This is a genomic window from Nocardioides phosphati (genome assembly GCF_014646375.1).
Taxonomy (GTDB): domain Bacteria; phylum Actinomycetota; class Actinomycetes; order Propionibacteriales; family Nocardioidaceae; genus Nocardioides; species Nocardioides phosphati.
In genome coordinates this window covers 16,339-32,464 of record NZ_BMNI01000010.1, presented here as the reverse complement: position 1 = coordinate 32,464, position 16,126 = coordinate 16,339, and the positions used below count along the sequence as shown (strand labels likewise).

Annotated in this window: 14 protein-coding genes; 6 read left to right on the top strand and 8 right to left on the bottom strand. The window is 72.6% G+C overall.

From position 1 onward, the window contains the following. Positions 1-13 precede the first annotated feature (13 nt). Genes dapA through IEX47_RS15375 form a run of 6 tightly spaced genes read right to left on the bottom strand, consistent with a single transcriptional unit; the run spans position 14 to position 5,147 of the window. Complete coding sequence (gene dapA / locus IEX47_RS15400; protein ID WP_188784909.1) at positions 14-907, bottom strand: 4-hydroxy-tetrahydrodipicolinate synthase; 894 nt, start codon at positions 905-907, stop codon at positions 14-16. Between the two features lie 36 nt (positions 908-943). Then, complete coding sequence (locus tag IEX47_RS15395) at positions 944-2,758, bottom strand: serine/threonine protein kinase (RefSeq protein ID WP_188784908.1); 1,815 nt, start codon at positions 2,756-2,758, stop codon at positions 944-946. Between the two features lie 31 nt (positions 2,759-2,789). After that, positions 2,790-3,302: a dihydrofolate reductase gene (locus IEX47_RS15390; protein ID WP_188784907.1), complete on the bottom strand. Its 513-nt coding sequence runs from the start codon at positions 3,300-3,302 to the stop codon at positions 2,790-2,792. After that, positions 3,299-4,093, bottom strand: coding sequence for a thymidylate synthase (locus IEX47_RS15385; protein ID WP_188784906.1), 795 nt, complete (start codon positions 4,091-4,093; stop codon positions 3,299-3,301). The genes IEX47_RS15390 and IEX47_RS15385 overlap by 4 nt, the downstream gene beginning before the upstream one ends. Before the next feature lie 26 nt (positions 4,094-4,119). Further along, positions 4,120-4,902 (bottom strand): aminoglycoside adenylyltransferase domain-containing protein, encoded by a 783-nt coding sequence (locus IEX47_RS15380; protein WP_188784905.1) that lies wholly within the window; start codon positions 4,900-4,902, stop codon positions 4,120-4,122. After that, positions 4,899-5,147: a hypothetical protein gene (locus IEX47_RS15375; RefSeq protein WP_188784904.1), complete on the bottom strand. Its 249-nt coding sequence runs from the start codon at positions 5,145-5,147 to the stop codon at positions 4,899-4,901. The genes IEX47_RS15380 and IEX47_RS15375 overlap by 4 nt, the downstream gene beginning before the upstream one ends. 38 nt (positions 5,148-5,185) lie before the next feature. Here IEX47_RS15375 and IEX47_RS15370 point away from each other — a divergent pair, with 38 nt between their 5' ends. Together IEX47_RS15370 and cobS are read left to right on the top strand one after the other, a co-directional pair. Next, a complete protein-coding gene (locus tag IEX47_RS15370) occupies positions 5,186-5,716 on the top strand; it encodes a bifunctional adenosylcobinamide kinase/adenosylcobinamide-phosphate guanylyltransferase (protein ID WP_188784903.1) in 531 nt (176 codons plus the stop codon). Further along, a complete protein-coding gene (gene cobS, locus IEX47_RS15365) occupies positions 5,713-6,567 on the top strand; it encodes an adenosylcobinamide-GDP ribazoletransferase (RefSeq protein WP_229662922.1) in 855 nt (284 codons plus the stop codon). Before IEX47_RS15370 ends, cobS begins: the two co-directional genes overlap by 4 nt. A 181-nt stretch (positions 6,568-6,748) precedes the next feature. Here cobS and gcvT read toward each other — a convergent pair whose 3' ends face one another. Then, complete coding sequence (gene gcvT, locus IEX47_RS15360) at positions 6,749-7,852, bottom strand: glycine cleavage system aminomethyltransferase GcvT (RefSeq protein WP_188784902.1); 1,104 nt, start codon at positions 7,850-7,852, stop codon at positions 6,749-6,751. A gap of 33 nt (positions 7,853-7,885) precedes the next feature. Here gcvT and IEX47_RS15355 point away from each other — a divergent pair, with 33 nt between their 5' ends. Next, entirely contained in the window at positions 7,886-9,367 is a 1,482-nt protein-coding gene (locus IEX47_RS15355) for a leucyl aminopeptidase (RefSeq protein WP_188784901.1), read from the top strand. A gap of 5 nt (positions 9,368-9,372) precedes the next feature. On the opposite strand, the gene IEX47_RS15350 is transcribed toward IEX47_RS15355, so the two are convergent. Then, the gene (locus tag IEX47_RS15350) at positions 9,373-9,666 is read right to left on the bottom strand and encodes a hypothetical protein (protein WP_188784900.1); all 294 of its coding nucleotides are present in this window, start codon (positions 9,664-9,666) and stop codon (positions 9,373-9,375) included. A 116-nt stretch (positions 9,667-9,782) separates the two neighbouring features. On the opposite strand from IEX47_RS15350, the gene sucB reads away from it, so the two are divergent. From sucB to IEX47_RS15335, 3 genes are all read left to right on the top strand, one after another. After that, the gene (sucB, locus tag IEX47_RS15345; RefSeq protein ID WP_188784899.1) at positions 9,783-11,927 is read left to right on the top strand and encodes a 2-oxoglutarate dehydrogenase, E2 component, dihydrolipoamide succinyltransferase; all 2,145 of its coding nucleotides are present in this window, start codon (positions 9,783-9,785) and stop codon (positions 11,925-11,927) included. 139 nt (positions 11,928-12,066) lie between these two features. Further along, a complete protein-coding gene (locus IEX47_RS15340; protein WP_188784898.1) occupies positions 12,067-13,989 on the top strand; it encodes an ABC transporter permease in 1,923 nt (640 codons plus the stop codon). A gap of 142 nt (positions 13,990-14,131) precedes the next feature. Then, positions 14,132-16,042 carry an ABC transporter permease gene (locus tag IEX47_RS15335; RefSeq protein ID WP_188784897.1) on the top strand — a complete coding sequence of 637 codons (1,911 nt, stop codon included), beginning with the start codon at positions 14,132-14,134 and terminating at the stop codon, positions 16,040-16,042. Positions 16,043-16,126 lie beyond the last annotated feature (84 nt).

Here is a 16,126-nt window from a genome sequence, read left to right as displayed (position 1 = left end):
ACGGGAGTGACGGTCAGATCAGCTGGGAGGCGGCGAGGCCGGCACGCAGCGCGGCGTACTCGTCCTCGTCGAGGGCCAGCAACGGCGAGCGGACGGCGCGGTTGTCGAGCACGCCGAGCGCCTGGAGGGCGCCCTTCGCGGTCGTCGCGCCGTAGTTGGCGACGCCCATGACGGCGTTGTTGGCCGGCACCAGGCGGGCGTTGATCTCCTGCGCGGTGGCCAGGTCGCCGGCGAGGAACGCCTCGATCATCGCCTTGAGCTCCTTGCCGGCGGCGTGGCCGAGCACGGAGACGACGCCACACGCGCCGTACGCCAGGAAGCCGAGGGTGAGGCCGTCGTCGCCGGAGTAGACGGCGTAGCCGAGCGAGCGCAGGAACGTCGCCTGGGTCGGGTCGCCTGCGGCGTCCTTGACGGCGATGACCTTCTCGTTTCCGGCGAAGGCCTCGTACGTCGACGGGGCGAGCTTGGTGCCCGTGCGGCCGGGGACGTCGTAGAGCATCACCGGGACGTCGGTGGCGTCGACGACCTGCTGGAAGTGGTTGACGATGCCGGCCTGCGAGGGCTTGTTGTAGTACGGCGTGACGAGCAGCAGGCCGTCGGCGCCGAGCTTGGCCGCCTGCTCCGCGAGCTCGATCGTGTGGCGCGTGTCGTTGGTGCCGATGCCGGCGACGACCTTCGCGCGGTCACCGACCGCGTCCTTCACCGCCGAGAGGGTCTGCCCGTCCTCGGCGATCGTCGTGGTCGCGGACTCGCCCGTCGTGCCCGACACGACGATGCCGTCGTGGCCGTTGTCGACGAGGTGGGTCGCGGTGCGCACGATCGCGTCGAGGTCGAGCTCGCCGGCCGGCGTGAACGCCGTTGCCATCGCGGTCAGCACACGGCCGAAGGGGGCGGCGGGAGCAGTCATGGCCCAAGGTTATCGCCCGGAGGCGACGGGTGTGGGTCAGCCGAGCACGGTGGACGGATGGATCACGACGTGCGCGCGTGCTTCGCGGCGACGCGCCTTGCTCGAGGCCTCGATGACGACGGCGTACGGGACGTCGGCGTACACCCCGGTCCAGCGGTAGGGCCGCGGCCCGGCGGCCGAGCGCCAGGTCCACTGGGTGCCGGCGTGGGTGCCGCGCAGCATCCACCGCTCGCGGACGCCGCCAGCGCCTCCGTGCGGCACGAGGTCGCGGGCGCTGGCGTGGCTGTCCCAGTGGGTCAGGACCACGCGGTAGCCGGTGCGCTGGCAGGTCCACCGCTCGATGCGGTGGGCGGCCTGCTCGGTGTCGAAGCGGCACACCTTCGCGCCGGCGATCGGGAAGAGCCGCTCGAGGGGGGCGGGCGTCTCCGCCCCAGGGGCGGTCGCGGAGGGCACGGTGCTGGCCGACGTGCTCGTGGCCGAGGCGGGCTCCGTGCGGTCGAGGAGGTCGGTGTGGCGGGCACCCCAGACCGTCACGAGCGCGAGGGCACCCACGACGGCTGCGGCTGCGCCGGCCCGGAGGACGCGGCGTCCGGTGCGGGGGCCGTGCAGCTTGCGCTGGGCGGAGGTGCGCGCCGCCCAGTGCCGCATCGCCTCCTTCAGCGCGCGATCGGGCTCCGCCTCCGGCGCCTCGGTGAGCAGGGCGGGCACGACGGCCGGCACGACGGCGGCTTCGCCGGCAGCCGCAGGGGGCTCCCACGCCGCGGCCAGCCCGGGCTCGGGGACGAACGCCGCATGCGCGGCCCTGTGTGCCGGCGACGCCGCCGGAGCAGGTCCAGACGCAGGCTCCTGCTCGGCGGGAGGCGCGGCGCGAGGCGTCGCGGGGGCCTCGGCGACAGGCGCGGGGGCAGCCGACTCCTCCTCGCCCGCAGCTTCGGCACGGTGGGTGGCGGGCGCCGCCGGGAACGCGACCTGCACGTCCGGCTCGCCGGGGCCACGGGGGACCACCCGCGCGGGCAGCTCGCCGACGACTCCCTCGCGCGCCAGTGCGGCGATCGAGCGGAGGGTGGCCACGAAGGCCGCGGCGTCGCGGTACCGGTCGGCGGGGTCCTTGGCCAGGGCGCGCTGCAGGACGCTGTTGATCGCCTGCTCCACAGGGCCGTCGCCGGCGACCTGCGGGATCGGCGCCGGGCCGTGGGCGGCGTACGACGCGAAGGGCGGCTCGCCGGTCAGGGCGAGCCAGAGCAGGCAGCCCAGGGAGTAGACGTCGGAGCGCACGGTGGGAGCCTCGCCCCGGTGCACCTCGGGGGCACCGAAGTCGAGCGCCTCCTGCTTCTGGCTGCCGAAGAGGGCGCTCCTCGACATCAGGACGGGCAGGATGCCGGCGTGGGCGACGGAGGCGTGGATGCCGCCCTCGCGGTCCTCGACCAGCACCCGACCCGGGCCGAGCGCACCGTCGACCAGGCCGGCGTGGTGCAGGTGGTTGATGCCGGTGCCGACCTGGGCGATGAGGTCGAGGGCGTCCTCGGGCGGGATGCCGTCGGGGGTGCAGACCTGGGTGAGGTCCACGCCGTCGAGGGGGGCGGTGGCGAAGAACGGCTGGCCGTCGACCTCCCCGAACTCGTGGAGCTGCACGAGGTGGGGCGACGCGAGCCTCCTCAGCGCGAGCGCCGCGCTCACGACGGGCGCGCGCTGCTCGGGCTCCGCGACGACGTGCGGCATGACCAGCCACAGGGTGCGGCGGGCGCCCGACCGCGCCTCACGCGCGGCGACGAGCGAACCCGCTCCGTGGTACGCCGGCTGCCCGACCATGACGTAACGGCCGAACTCGACTCCGGGGGCTGGCTCCAGCATGGGCGGAACATTAGCCACCCTGAGGCGCCAATCAGGCCAAAACGGTCGGAGTGCCTTCCACGGCGCGCCGCCACCACACGATGACGAAGCCGTCGCGCTGCTCACGACGCTCCTCGACCCACTCCGCCCGGTCGAACGCCGGGTAGTGGGCGTCGCCCTCGGGAGCGAGCGGGATCTCGCTCAGCACCTGCACGTCGGCGTACGGCATCGCGGCGTCGTAGACGGCCGCTCCCCCGCCGATCATGACGGCGCCGGGCAGCGTGTCGGCGAGCGCGAGCGCCTCCTCGATCGAGTGCGCGACGAGCACGCCCTCGTCGCTCCACGCGGGGTCGCGGGTGAGGACGATCGTGGTGCGTCCCGGGAGCGGCCTGCCGATGCCCTCGTGGGTGGTGCGGCCCATGATCAGCGTGTGGCCGATCGTCGTCGCCTTGAAGTGCGCGAAGTCCTCGGGGATGTGCCAGAGCATGTCGCCCTCGCCGCCGATCACGCCGTTGTCGGCGACGGCGGCGACCATCGTGACCTCGCGGCCCGCGGGAGTCGTCATACGGCGATCGGGGCCTTGATGGCGGGGTGCGGGTCGTAGCCCTCGACCGCGATGTCGTCGAGCTCGAACGCGTCGATCTCCTTGACGTCGGGGTTGAGCACGAGCGTGGGGAGCGCGCGCGGCTCGCGGGTGAGCTGGAGCCTCGCCTGCTCGACGTGGTTGGAGTAGAGGTGCGCGTCGCCGAGCGTGTGCACGAAGTCGCCGACCTCGAGGCCGGTCACCTGGGCGACCATGTGCGTCAGCAGGGCGTACGACGCGATGTTGAACGGCACGCCCAGGAAGATGTCCGCCGAGCGCTGGTAGAGCTGGCACGAGAGCTTGCCGTCGGCCACGTAGAACTGGAACAGCGAGTGGCACGGCGGCAGCGCCATGTTGTCGACCTCGGCAGGGTTCCACGCGCTCACGATGTGGCGGCGGCTGTCGGGGTTGGTGCGGATCTGGTCGATGACCTTCGCGAGCTGGTCGATGTGGCGGCCGTCGGGAGCCGGCCACGAGCGCCACTGCGCGCCGTAGACCGGACCGAGGTCGCCGTTGTCGTCGGCCCACTCGTCCCAGATGGTGATGCCGCGCTCCTGGAGCCAGCGGACATTGGTGTCGCCACGGAGGAACCAGAGCAGCTCGCCGAAGACCGAGCGCGTGTGGATCTTCTTCGTGGTCAGCAGCGGGAAACCGGCCGAGAGGTCGAAGCGCATCTGGTGGCCGAACACGCTCCGCGTGCCGGTGCCGGTGCGGTCACCCTTCTCGGTGCCCTCCTCGAGGACGCGGGTCAGGAGGTCGAGATAGGTCTGCACGACGCTCAGCCTAGGTCAGGGACGGCTCAGGCCGACGCAACCACGTGCGCCACGAACGCCGCGACGTCGCGGCCGCGGTCGGCCGGGTCGGCGTACTGCGGCGCGATCGCGGCGTCGTCCCCGGCTCCCCTGATCCGCAGAGCCTCGCGCAGGACGGGGTGCCACCGCTCCTCCATCGCAGTGAGCGCCCAGCGGCCGGCGGCCGACTTGGAGGTCGGGCCGCCGGTCACGAGCAGGTGGTGCATGCGTGCTGCACCGAGCACGTGCCAGCTCGCCTCCTCGGTGGCCGACTCGGCGGGGAACTTCTCGAGGGACTCGGCGATGCCGCGCCACTCACCGGTGAGGCACCCGCGGGTGAAGGCGCGCAGGCGTGTCGCGTCGGTCCACACCGCGGGCAGCTCACCCCGTACGGCGATCGAGTGGTGCGCGAGCTCGTGCCAGCCGACGGGCGTGACGTCGAACCGGCCCGCCGGGTCGAACCACCCGTGGAGGATGCACGGCAGGTCCGGGCAGTCGTCGGGGTCGCCGGCGAGGTCGCCCGCGAAGAGGTGGAATCCGTCGAGCGGTGCCCCGGGGCCGGACTCGCCGAGCCGCTCGTGGGACTCCTCGAGCGCAGCGACATCGCCGTCGTCCGGTCGGCGCGCGAGGACGGCCACCATGTCGACGTCGCTCGTGCCGGGGACGAACTCACCGAAGCCGAGGCCTCCGCGCACATGCAGGCCCGTGACGAGCCCGGGAGCCAGGTCGTCGACGAGCGCCAGCCAGGTCGCGCAGACCTCCGCGACGTCGGCAGGAAGGGCTGCGGTCACGCCTCGAGGGACATCGGGCCATAGACCTGGCGGTCGGCCTCGAAGAGCGTCACGGCACCGACGCCGGCGTCCGCCAGCTCGGGCCAGAACTCCCCCACCCACGACTCCGCGTCGGCCTGGCTCGCGAAGGTCTGGTCGGCGAGCTCGGCCGGCGCGGCGACCTCGCCGCCCGCGCCGTCCTCGAGCCGCCAGCGCCACGGCTTGGTCTCGGTCGAACGGGTTCCCGACGGGTCGAACTGGCTCATGAGGCCACCCTAGAGGCAGAGCAGGTAGGTTCCCCGGCGTGAAGACCCTGGTGATCGGTGGCGCGCGGTCCGGCAAGAGCCGGTACGCCGAGTCGCTGCTGCTCGACCGCCCCGACACGACGTACGTCGCCACGGGCTACCCCGCCGCCGCCGACGACACCGACTGGGCGGAGCGCGTGGCTGTCCACCGGGCGCGGCGCCCCGCGTCGTGGTCGGTCGAGGAGACCATGGACGTCGCGCGCCTCGTCTCGGAGCCAGGCGGGCCGATCCTCGTCGACTGCATGACGCTGTGGCTCACGCGTCTGATGGACGCCCAAAACTGCTGGACCGACGAGGGCTGGTCCCGCGGGGCGGAGGGCCTGCGCACAGAGGTCGCCGACTTCGTCGACACCGTGGCCGGCGCCGGCCGCGAGCTCGTGCTCGTCACCAACGAGGTCGGCCAGGGCGTCGTGCCGGCGGACCCGGGCACCCGGCGCTTCGTCGACGAGATGGGCGCGCTCAACGCCGCGCTCGGTCGTGTCGTCGACGACGTGGTCTGGTGCGTCGCCGGGCGTCAGGTGCGGCTGTGAGCGACCTCGGAGGAGCCGGCGGCGCCTCGGGCGGACCGACCACGCGGCCGCTGCGGCCGGCACTCTTCGACCCGCTGCGGCTCCTCTTCGGCACGCTCACGGTCTTCCCGGTCAACCCACCGCGGCTCGTCAACCGGATCGTCGCCGGACGGGCGATGACCCTGGCCCCGCTCGCCGGGTTCGCGCTGGCGCTGGTGGTCGGCGTCCCCCTGCAGCTGGCGTGGCGCTGGGGCCACGGCTCCGCCGCGCTGCTCGCCGCGCTGGTGGTCGGAGCGCTCGCCGTCCTCACCCGCGCCATGCACCTCGACGGCCTCGCCGACGTCGCCGACGGCCTCGGCAGCGGACGCCGTGGCGAACCCGCGCTGCAGATCATGAAGCAGTCCGACATCGGCCCGTTCGGTGTCGCGTCGCTGGTCGTCGTCCTGCTGCTGCAGGTCGTGGCGCTCAGCGACCTGGTCGCGTCGGGGCGCGGCTTCGCCGCCGTCGTCGTCGCGCTCGTGGCCAGCCGCACGATGCTGCCGGTCCTGTGCGGCCCCCGCTTCTCACCGGCTCGCGCCGACGGGCTCGGTGTCACGATGGCCGGCAGCGTCTCCACCCGGCAACTGGCCCTCGGCCTGGTGCTCGCCATCGGGCTCGTCGTCGCCGGCACCGGCCTCTTAGGCCTCCCCGGCTGGATGGAGCCGGCGCACGTCGAGGCCCTCGTCCTCGCGGCGCTCGGCGGCACGGCCGTCGGCCACCTGCTCGCCCACCGTGCCGTCGCCCGCTTCGGCGGCACCACCGGCGACGTCTACGGCGCGGTCGTCGAGACGACGTTCACCGCCACGCTCGTCCTCGCCGCGCTCTTCGCCTGACCCTGCGGCGCGGCGTACGCCGTGGTGGTGCGGCGCGCGGAGCCGGGTGCCTGCCCGAGCGTTGAGGCTTCGGCGCCGGCCGCGCCGAGGGTGACCACGCAGGGCGTCGCGGCCGACGCCGAACCAGGGAGGGCAGGTGGCCGGCGCAGCGCGCCGGACCAGCCCCCGCCACCGAGAACGATCAGCCCTCGCGGACCGACGTCTCCACGAACGGCGGCTTCACGACATCGAACGCCTCGGCGCGACCACGGATGTCGACCATGACCTGCTGGCCCTCCTCGATCGTGGCGGCCAGCAGCGCGAGCGCGATGCCCTTCTTGAGCGTCGGCGAGAAGGTGCCGGAGGTGACCTCACCGAGCCGGAGGTCATGGGTGAGCAGCACCGGCATGTGCGGACGCGGGATGCCGCGGCCGGCGGCGACCAGCCCGCGCAGGATGCGCTTCGGGCCGGCCTCCTTCTCCGCGAGCAGGACGTCGCGGCCCCAGAACGCCGGCTTCTTCCAGCCGACGGCCCAGCCGACGCGACCCTCGTTGGGCGTGACGGACGGCGAGATGTCCTGCCCGTGCAACGGGTAGCCCATCTCGGTGCGCAGGGTGTCGCGGGCGCCGAGGCCGCACGGCGCGATGCCGAACTCCTCGCCCGCGGCCATCAGGGCGTCCCAGACAGCACCGGCGGCGGCGTTCTTGACGACCAGCTCGTAGCCACGCTCACCGGTGTAGCCGGTGCGGCAGACCACGATCCCGGTGCCCTCGAACTCCGCCTCGACGAAGGCCATGTAGTCGAGGCCCGTCGGCAGGCCCACCTTGGCCAGCGTCTCGTCGGACTTCGGGCCCTGCACGGCGAGGACGGCGTACTCCTCGTGGTGGTTCGTGACGCTGACGCCCTCGGGCGCCTTGGCCTGCAGCCGGCGGACGACCTCGGCGGTGTTGGCGGCGTTGGGGATCAGCAGGACGTGCGTGTCGTCCTGCAGGTAGGCGATGAGGTCGTCGACGATGCCGCCGGTCTCCTCGTCGCAGCAGAGGGTGTACTGCGCCTGGCCGGGACCGATCCGGTCGAGGTCGTTGGTCAGCGTCGCATTGACGTACGCCGCGGCACCGGGGCCGGTGACCATGGCCTTGCCCAGGTGGCTGACGTCGAAGATGCCGACGGCGTTGCGCACGGCGTCGTGCTCCGCGACGACGCCCGACGGGTACTGCAGCGGCATCGACCAGCCGCCGAACTCCGAGAACTTCGCCCCGAGGGCGACGTGACGGTCGTGGAGCGGCGAGGTCAGCAGGTCAGTCATGGCGCTGAACCTACAACGAGTAAGTTCCGGTGCGTGACGACCTACATCCTGCGCAGCGCGAGCCCCGCCAAGACCAAGGCCGACGCCGTCGTCGTCGGTGTCGTGAAGTCGGCGAAGGGCCCGGTGCTCGCAGCAGGCGGTGAAGACGTCGCAGCCGCCTACGGCCGCAAGCTCGCCCCGCTCCTGGCCACGCTCGGCGTCACCGGCAAGGCGGGCGAGACCGCCAAGGTGCCCACCGCCGGCACCCTGGGCACTCCCCTGCTGGTCCTCGTCGGGCTCGGCGCCGAGGAGGCGCTCACCCCCGACGCCGTACGCCGCGCAGCCGGCGCCGCCGCCCGCTCGGTGCCCAACGCCGCGACGGTCGCGCTCGCCCTGCCGGCGACCGAGCCTGCTCTGGTGGCCGCCGTGACGGAGGGCCACGTGCTCGGCGGCTACACGTTCGACCGCTACCGCAAGGACTCGAAGGCGGAGGCCAAGGACGCCCCCGAGGTCATCGTGCTCACCCCGACCGCGCGCCAGAAGGAGACGGTGGCCGCGTTCGAGCGCGCCCAGCTCGTCGCCGCAGCGACCGCGCAGGTGCGCGACTGGGTCAACACGCCGGCCAACGACCTGTTCCCCGCGTCCCTGGCGAGCGCCATGGTCGAGAGCCTTCCCGAGGGCGTGACCGCCGAGGTGTGGGACGAGCAGCGCCTGCGCGAGGAGCGCTGCGGCGGCGTGCTCGCCGTCGGCGGCGGCTCCGCACACGCGCCGCGCATGGTCCGCCTGTCGTGGGAGCCCGCGGGCGCCACGAGGCACGTCGCGCTCGTCGGCAAGGGCATCACCTTCGACACCGGCGGCTACTGGATCAAGCCGTCGTCCTCGATGACCACGATGAAGTCCGACATGGCCGGCGCCGCCACCGTCGTCGCGGCGATCGCCACGATCGCCCGGCTCGGGCTGCCCGTCCGCGTGACCGCCTGGGCACCCCTCGCGGAGAACATGATCAGCGGCGCGGCGATGCGTCCCGGCGACGTGATGACCGCCCGCAACGGCACCACCGTCGAGATCGTCAACACCGACGCCGAGGGCCGCCTCGTGCTCTGCGACGCGCTCGCGCTCGCCGCCGAGGAGGAGCCCGACGCGATCGTCGACATCGCCACCCTCACCGGCGCGATGGTGATGGCGCTCGGCGACAAGATCGCCGGCCTCATCGGCGACGACGAGGTCGTTGCCGACCTGACCGCCGCCTCCGAGCTCGCCGGCGAGCCGGTCTGGCGCATGCCGATCCCCGAGGAGATGGCCCAGCGGGTCCGCTCCAGCAAGATCGCCGACCTGGCCCACTACGACGGCGTGCGCTGGGGCGGCGGCCTCTTCGCCGCGGCGTACCTCCGCGAGTTCGTCGACGGCCGCCCCTGGGCGCACCTCGACATCGCGGGCCCGTCGTGGGCCTCCGGCGGGCCTGCCGGCCACGTCACGACCGGTGGCACCGGCTTCGGCGTCAGCACCCTCGTGGAGTACGTCGCCGCGCTCGCCTGAGGCCGCTACGGCTTCTGGCGCGCGTTCCAGTCACGCATCCTCTGCGGGATGCCGACCACCGCCGCGTCGTACGACGGGACGCTGTGCTTGTTGGCGAAACGGTGCGCCCACTGCACCGACGGGACCCGTCGCCGGGTCCACTCGCCGTCGTGCGCGACCAGCAGCAGGGTGATGCCGCTGATCACCGTCGGGGGCTCCACGAACCCCTCCACACCACGCCGCGTGCGGATGAACTCGAGCAGGTGCGCCTCGTCCTGTGGCGTCGACACACCCGTCGTACGGCGGCGGAACAGTCCCATGGTGCGAGTGTCCCGCATGCCCGTGACAGCCGTGAGGCTGTTAGTGCAAAGATGGTTCCCGCACGCGGCTGAGCCGGGCTGAGAGAGGCCCGGGAGAACTGGAGCAAAGGACGCACATGGCCACCGAAGTCACCCTGCCGGCACTCGGAGAGTCCGTCACGGAAGGCACCATCACCCGCTGGCTGAAGCAGGTCGGTGACACGGTCGCAGTGGATGAGCCGCTGCTCGAGGTCTCGACCGACAAGGTCGACACGGAGATCCCCTCGCCCGTCGCGGGCACGCTGGTGGAGATCCGCGCCAACGAGGACGAGACCGTCGAGGTCGGCGCCGTCCTCGCGCTCGTCGGTGCCGACGGCGAAGCGGGCGCTGCCCCGGCCGCCCCTGCCGCGCCCGAGGCCCCCGCCGCTGAGGCCCCTGCTGCTGAGGCTCCTGCCCCCGAGGCCCCCGCCACGCCCGCCGCTCCCGAGGCCCCGTCAGCCCCGGCCGCGCCCGCCGGTGGCGCCTCCGGCACCTCCGTGACGCTGCCCGCGCTGGGCGAGTCCGTCACCGAGGGCACCGTCACCCGCTGGCTGAAGAACGTCGGCGACACCGTCGCGGTCGACGAGCCGCTGCTCGAGGTCTCGACCGACAAGGTCGACACCGAGATCCCCTCGCCGGTCGCCGGCACCCTGCTCGAGATCAAGGTCCAGGCCGACGAGACCGTCGAGGTCGGCGCCGAGCTCGCCGTCGTCGGCTCCGGTGACGGCGCCGCTGCCCCGGCTGACGCCGCTCCCGCCGCCCCTGCCGCCCCTGCCGCCGACGCTCCCGCGGCCGAGGCGCCGGCCGCTCCTGCAGGCCCTGCCGCTCCGGCCGCGACCGAGGAGGCCCCGGCCCCCGAGCCCGCCGACAACCCGGCCGTCTCCGACGCCGGCTCCGCCAACGGCACCTCCGTGACCCTGCCCGCCCTGGGCGAGTCGGTCACCGAGGGCACCGTCACCCGCTGGCTCAAGCAGATCGGCGACGACGTCGCCGTCGACGAGCCGCTGCTCGAGGTCTCCACCGACAAGGTCGACACCGAGATCCCCTCCCCGGTCGCCGGCAAGCTCCTGGCGATCAAGGTCCAGGTCGACGAGACCGTCGAGGTCGGCGCGGAGCTCGCCGTCGTCGGTGACGGCGCGTCCGCCCCGGCTGCCCCGGCCCCGGCTGCCCCGGCCTCCGCCGCTCCCGCGGAGGAGCCCCCGACGCAGAACGAGGCGCAGGCGCCCGCCAACGAGCCGATCGAGCCCACCCCGGCCGCCCCTGCTCCCGCGGCCGCCGCCCCGGCGCCCGCCGCCGCTGCCCCCGCTGCCCCCGCTGCCCCGGCGGCTCCCGCCGGCGGCGACGCCCCGTCGTACGTCACGCCGCTGGTGCGCAAGCTTGCCGCGAAGCACGGTGTCGACCTGTCGACGCTCAAGGGCTCCGGCGTGGGCGGCCGCATCCGCAAGCAGGACGTCCTCGACGCGGCCAAGGCTCCCGCCGCCGCGGAGGCCCCGGCCGCCGCCGCGACCGCCGCTCCGGCCGCCGCCTCCCCGCTGCGCGGCAAGACCGAGCCCCTCTCGCGCCTGCGCCAGGTCATCGCCAAGCGCATGGTCGAGTCGCTGCAGACCGCTGCGCAGCTCACCTGCGTGATGGAGGTCGACGTCACCGGCATCGCCCGCATCCTCGAGGCGTCCAAGGCCGACTTCCTGGCGCGTGAGGGTGTGAAGCTCTCCTACACGCCGTTCTTCGCCAAGGCTGCGGCCGACGCGCTGAAGCAGCACCCGAAGCTCAACGCGCAGCTCGACTCGGAGAAGAACGAGGTCACGTACTTCGACCGCGAGAACCTCTCCTTCGCCGTCGACACCGACAAGGGCCTGCTGACCCCGGTCGTCAAGGACGCCGGCGACCTGTCGGTCGCTGGTCTGGCGAAGAAGATCGCCGACGTCGCGGAGCGCACCCGCACCAACAAGATCACCCCCGACGACCTCGCCGGTGGCACGTTCACGATCACCAACCTCGGTTCGCGTGGTGCGCTGCTCGACACGCCGATCATCAACCTGCCGCAGGTCGCGATCCTCGGCACCGGTGCCGTCGTCAAGCGCGCTGTCGTGATCGACGACCCGGAGGCCGGCGAGTCGATCGGCGTCCGCCACATGGCCTACCTGACGCTCACCTACGACCACCGCCTCATCGACGGCGCGGACGCGTACCGCTTCCTCGGCGACATCAAGGCGCGCATCGAGGCTGCCCAGTTCGAGGTCTGACGCCCAACGCTCCACCACGAAGGCCCGCACCCCGCGAGGGGTGCGGGCCTTCGTCTTTCCGCGAAACGCCCCGAAGTGCTTCCCGCGGCGTGTGACAAGCGCCATTGTGGGGCTCAGTAACCCGTCGCCAGGAGGCACGATGCCGATCACGCTCGCCGCACCCGCCACACCGCCCGCCGGAGGTGCTGCCTTCCACGAGATCCTCATCGCCGCGGGCATCGCCGGCGTGGTGATCCTCTTCTTCGGCTGGGTCACCCTGATGGAGCGGCTCGACAAGCCGAATCCCGTGGGTGCGCTGGCCGACTGGGCCGCGAAGATCTCCGGCCTGCCGCGCTGGGTGGCACTTCCTGCGGTGCTCGGGCTGGTCTCGATCCTCTCCTGCGCCTGGGGCGTGTGGTGGGACGTCCCGATCCACATGCAGAAGGGCCGTGACGCAGGGCCGCTGGCCAACCCGAGCCACTACCCGATCTTCCTGGGGATCCTCGGCTTCTGCCACGCGGGCATCCTGTCGATGGCGCTCGCACGCGACCCGCTCCCCCGGCACACGATCCGCCTCGCGCCCGGCTGGCGGGTGCCGCTCGGTGCGGTGATCATCACCGGCGCCGGTCTCATCGCGCTCGTCGGCTTCCCCGCTGACGACTTCTGGCACCGCTTCTTCGGCCAGGACGTCACCGAGTGGGGGCCGACCCACACCATGATGATCGGCGGCGCCGTCACCTTCGTGCTGGGCATCCCGCTGCTCCTCGCGGAGGCCGCCCAGATCGGCACCGTCGGCGAGCGTGCGCTGATGGGACGCATCTTCGGCCACCGCGTCGTCACCGGCCTGGCGATCGCTCTGTGCGGCATCCCGTTCGCCTTCCTGATGGAGTTCGACCTCGGCGTCCCGCAGTTCCCGGCGGTGACGGAGTTCCTCATCTTCGGCTTCCTCGCGGCATGGATCTGCACATCCGTCCGGCTGTGGGTCGGCCCGGGTGGCGCCCTGCTCGTCGCCGGGGGCTACCTCTTGGTCCACGCCTTCCTCTGGGTGACCATCGACGTGCTCCCGGACGTGCTGCTCGCGCGGTTCCTCCTGCTCGTGCCGTCGGCGGTCATCGTGGAGCTCGTCGGGCTCGCCCTGCGGCCCAACCGCACGAACCGCGCCATCCCCTTCGCCCTGCTCTCCGGCCTCCTCGTCGGCTCCCTCGGCATGTACGCCGAGTGGCTCTGGTCGAAGGTCTTCATGCCGCTCCCGCAGCCGTTCGACGCCGACGCGCTGCCGTTCCTTCTCGCCGTCTCGACGGTGGCCGGTGTCGGCGGTGGGTTCATGGCCCTGTGGATGCTCAGCCGGATCCGGCTCGCCGCCGCTGCGGAGGCGCCGTCCGACCCCAGGCAGCTCCCGTACCGCGGCTTCGGCCTGGTCGGCCTGGTCATCTTCGTCGGCCTGATGAGTGCCTTCGCCGTCCCGCGTGAGGGCGACACCTACTCCGGCACGGTCACCTACAGCGATGTCTCGACCGGCGGCAAGGCGTGCGACGGGCAGCAGCGTTGCCTCGCCAGGGTGACGCTCACCTTCCACGGCAAGGACATGGCGAAGGACGCGATCTGGTTCTACGCGCTGTCGTGGCAGGGCAACCCGCGCCACGGCGCGGGCGACAACGTCCCGACGGACCCCTCCGCCCACGTCCCCGGCATCGTGCGCACCGCCCTGGAGCCGACCGGCAAGCCCGGTCAGTACACGACGAAGGACCCGGTGCCGATCTACGGCCCGTGGAAGACGCTGCTCCGCCTGCACCGCGCGCCGAGCCAGATGGTCTCGTTCCCGATCTACGCGCCCGACGACCCGGCGATCAAGGCCGCCACCGGCCGCCAGGTCCTGGTCGCCGACGGGGCGACCGTGAAGACGCAGCTCGAGAGCAAGTTCCTCCAGCGCGAGAAGAAGGACAACATCCCCGCGGCCGCCTTCACCATCGGCTACCTGCTGGTCCTCGCCACCTGGATCGCGATGTTCCTCTTCTACGGCTGGTGCTACAACCGCGCCGCGCTCTCCCCGGCCGGAGGTCGCCGGCGTACGACGTCGGGGTGAGCACTGCGCGGGAGATCACAGGGCGCACAGCCCGCTCGGGCGGGCGCGGCAGGCTAGATTGAAGATTACCGCGACACCGCGAACCGGATAGTTGCGGCGCGCACCCGTGCTCCGTTTCCCGCCTGATCTCCGAGGAGACCCGATGCTTGACACCCTCGCCCTCGAGGCAGCGCCCGCGGCCGGAGGTGCCGCGTTCTCGGAGATCCTGTACGCCGCCGGCATCGCCGCGGCCTTCTACGCCGTGACCGGGTGGGCACTGGTGCGCGAGCGCACGGGCCACCGCACGCTCCTCGGCCGGGCCTCGGACGCCCTCGGTCGCCGCGTCGGCCTGCCGGGATGGGCCGCCATCCCGGTGGTCGTCATGGTCCCCGTCTGGCTGGTCGCAGCGGCCGTCTACTGGGACGTGCCGCTGCACCTGCAGAAGGGACGCGACCCGGGCCCGCTGGCCAACCCGAGCCACTACCCGATCTTCCTAGCGCTGCTCTTCTTCAACTGCCTCGGCCTGCTGGTCATGGCACTCGCCAAGGACCCGCTTCCGCGCCGCACCCTGCGGATCGCTCCGGGCTGGCACGTGCCGTACAGCTCCGTGATCCTCACCCTGTCCGGCTTCATCGCGGTCACCGGCTTCCCGCTCGACGACCTGTGGCACCGTCTCTTCGGCCAGGACGTCACCGAGTGGGGTCCCACCCACGTGCTGATGATCGGCGGCGCGGTCACCTCGATCTTCAGCGTCCCCCTGATGCTCGCCGAGGCCCAGCAGACCGGCGCGCGGTTGATGTCAGGGCGGCTCGGGCGCTGGGTGATGGCCAGCTTCCTGTCGCTGAGCATCGTCTGCTCGGTCTTCCTCATGGAGTTCGAGGTCGGCATGCCGCAGTTCCCGGCGACGACCGAGTTCATCATCTTCGGCTTCGTCATCACCTGGACGGCCATCGGCTCGCGGCTCTGGTTCGGACCGGGCGGTGCCCTCATCACCTTCGCCTGGTGGTGGATCATGCGTGGCTACCTGATCGGCGGCATCAGCCTCTTCGGCGACCTGCTGACGATCCGGTCCTTCAGCGCCCTGCCGGCTGTCCTCATTATCGAGCTCGTCGCCCTGGCCTTCGGCGTACGCCGCGGCGGGAAGCGGGTGCTGCCGTTCGTCGTGGTGAGCGGCGCTCTTGCGGGCACCGTGGGCCTCTCGCTCGAGTTCCTCTGGTCCCGGGAGTTCATGGCGCTGCCGCAGCCCTTCGACGCCGACGGGCTGCCGCTGTACCTGGCTGTCGGAACCCTGGCCTCGATCGGCGGTGGCCTCCTCGCGACCTGGCAGGTTCGACGACTGGTGCTCGTCGCCGAGGGGTCACCGACCCCGGTCCCCCTGCCCGAGATGGCCGCGGGCCGGCGCTGGTACGGCCTCACCGGCCTGCTCAGCTTCGTGGTCCTGATGGCCTGCTTCGCGCCGCCGGCCGCCGGCACCCCGGCCGATGCCACCGTGCACTGGGAGGACGCCTCGACCGGGACCACCGAGTGCCCGGCCTCCGCCGAGCGCTGCCTGGCGACGCTCACCCTGCGCCTCTCGGACCCGAGCGTGGTCAAGCACGCGGCCTGGTTCTACGCCCTCGCCTGGCAGGGCGACGACGGCAGCGCCGACGTCCCGCGCGACCCGGTCGCCGACGTTCCGGGCATCGTGCGCAGCCACCTGCTCCCGACCGGGGTTCCGGGTGAGTACCGCTCGGAGGTGCCCCTGCCGGTCTACGGCCAGTGGAAGACGATGGTCCGGCTCCACACGCTGCCGCGCACGATGATGACCTGGGTCCTCTACATGCCGGAGGACTCCGCCATCACCAGCCAGCGCGGCCGGCTGATCCACGCCGCGGACGGTGACACGATCACCAGCCACTTCGAGCCGGAGATGCTGCAGCGCGAGCGGAAGGACGACGTCCCCGCATGGCTCTTCAACGCCGGCAATGCCGTCGTGCTGCTGCTCTGGGTGGCCGTCCTGCTCGGCTACGGCCGGTGCTACAACCGCGCTGCGCTGGGGTCGGACAGTCGCCGCCGGCGTACGACGTCGGAGTGAGGATCCAGCCCCGCACGCAACGAGAGCAGCGTCACTCTCCAACGACTCAGGTCACACCGAAACCGGCCACATCAGTGCACACCC

Excerpts from the sequence above, each read along its gene's own strand:
- dapA (WP_188784909.1), bottom strand. The coding sequence starts at position 907 with ATGACTGCTCCCGCCGCCCCCTTCGGCCGTGTGCTGACCGCGATGGCA.
- IEX47_RS15395 (WP_188784908.1), bottom strand. The coding sequence starts at position 2,758 with ATGCTGGAGCCAGCCCCCGGAGTCGAGTTCGGCCGTTACGTCATGGTC.
- IEX47_RS15390 (WP_188784907.1), bottom strand. The coding sequence starts at position 3,302 with ATGACGACTCCCGCGGGCCGCGAGGTCACGATGGTCGCCGCCGTCGCC.
- IEX47_RS15375 (WP_188784904.1), bottom strand. The coding sequence starts at position 5,147 with ATGAGCCAGTTCGACCCGTCGGGAACCCGTTCGACCGAGACCAAGCCG.
- gcvT (WP_188784902.1), bottom strand. The coding sequence starts at position 7,852 with ATGACTGACCTGCTGACCTCGCCGCTCCACGACCGTCACGTCGCCCTC.
- IEX47_RS15350 (WP_188784900.1), bottom strand. The coding sequence starts at position 9,666 with ATGGGACTGTTCCGCCGCCGTACGACGGGTGTGTCGACGCCACAGGAC.
- sucB (WP_188784899.1), top strand. The coding sequence starts at position 9,783 with ATGGCCACCGAAGTCACCCTGCCGGCACTCGGAGAGTCCGTCACGGAA.
- IEX47_RS15340 (WP_188784898.1), top strand. The coding sequence starts at position 12,067 with ATGCCGATCACGCTCGCCGCACCCGCCACACCGCCCGCCGGAGGTGCT.
- IEX47_RS15335 (WP_188784897.1), top strand. The coding sequence starts at position 14,132 with ATGCTTGACACCCTCGCCCTCGAGGCAGCGCCCGCGGCCGGAGGTGCC.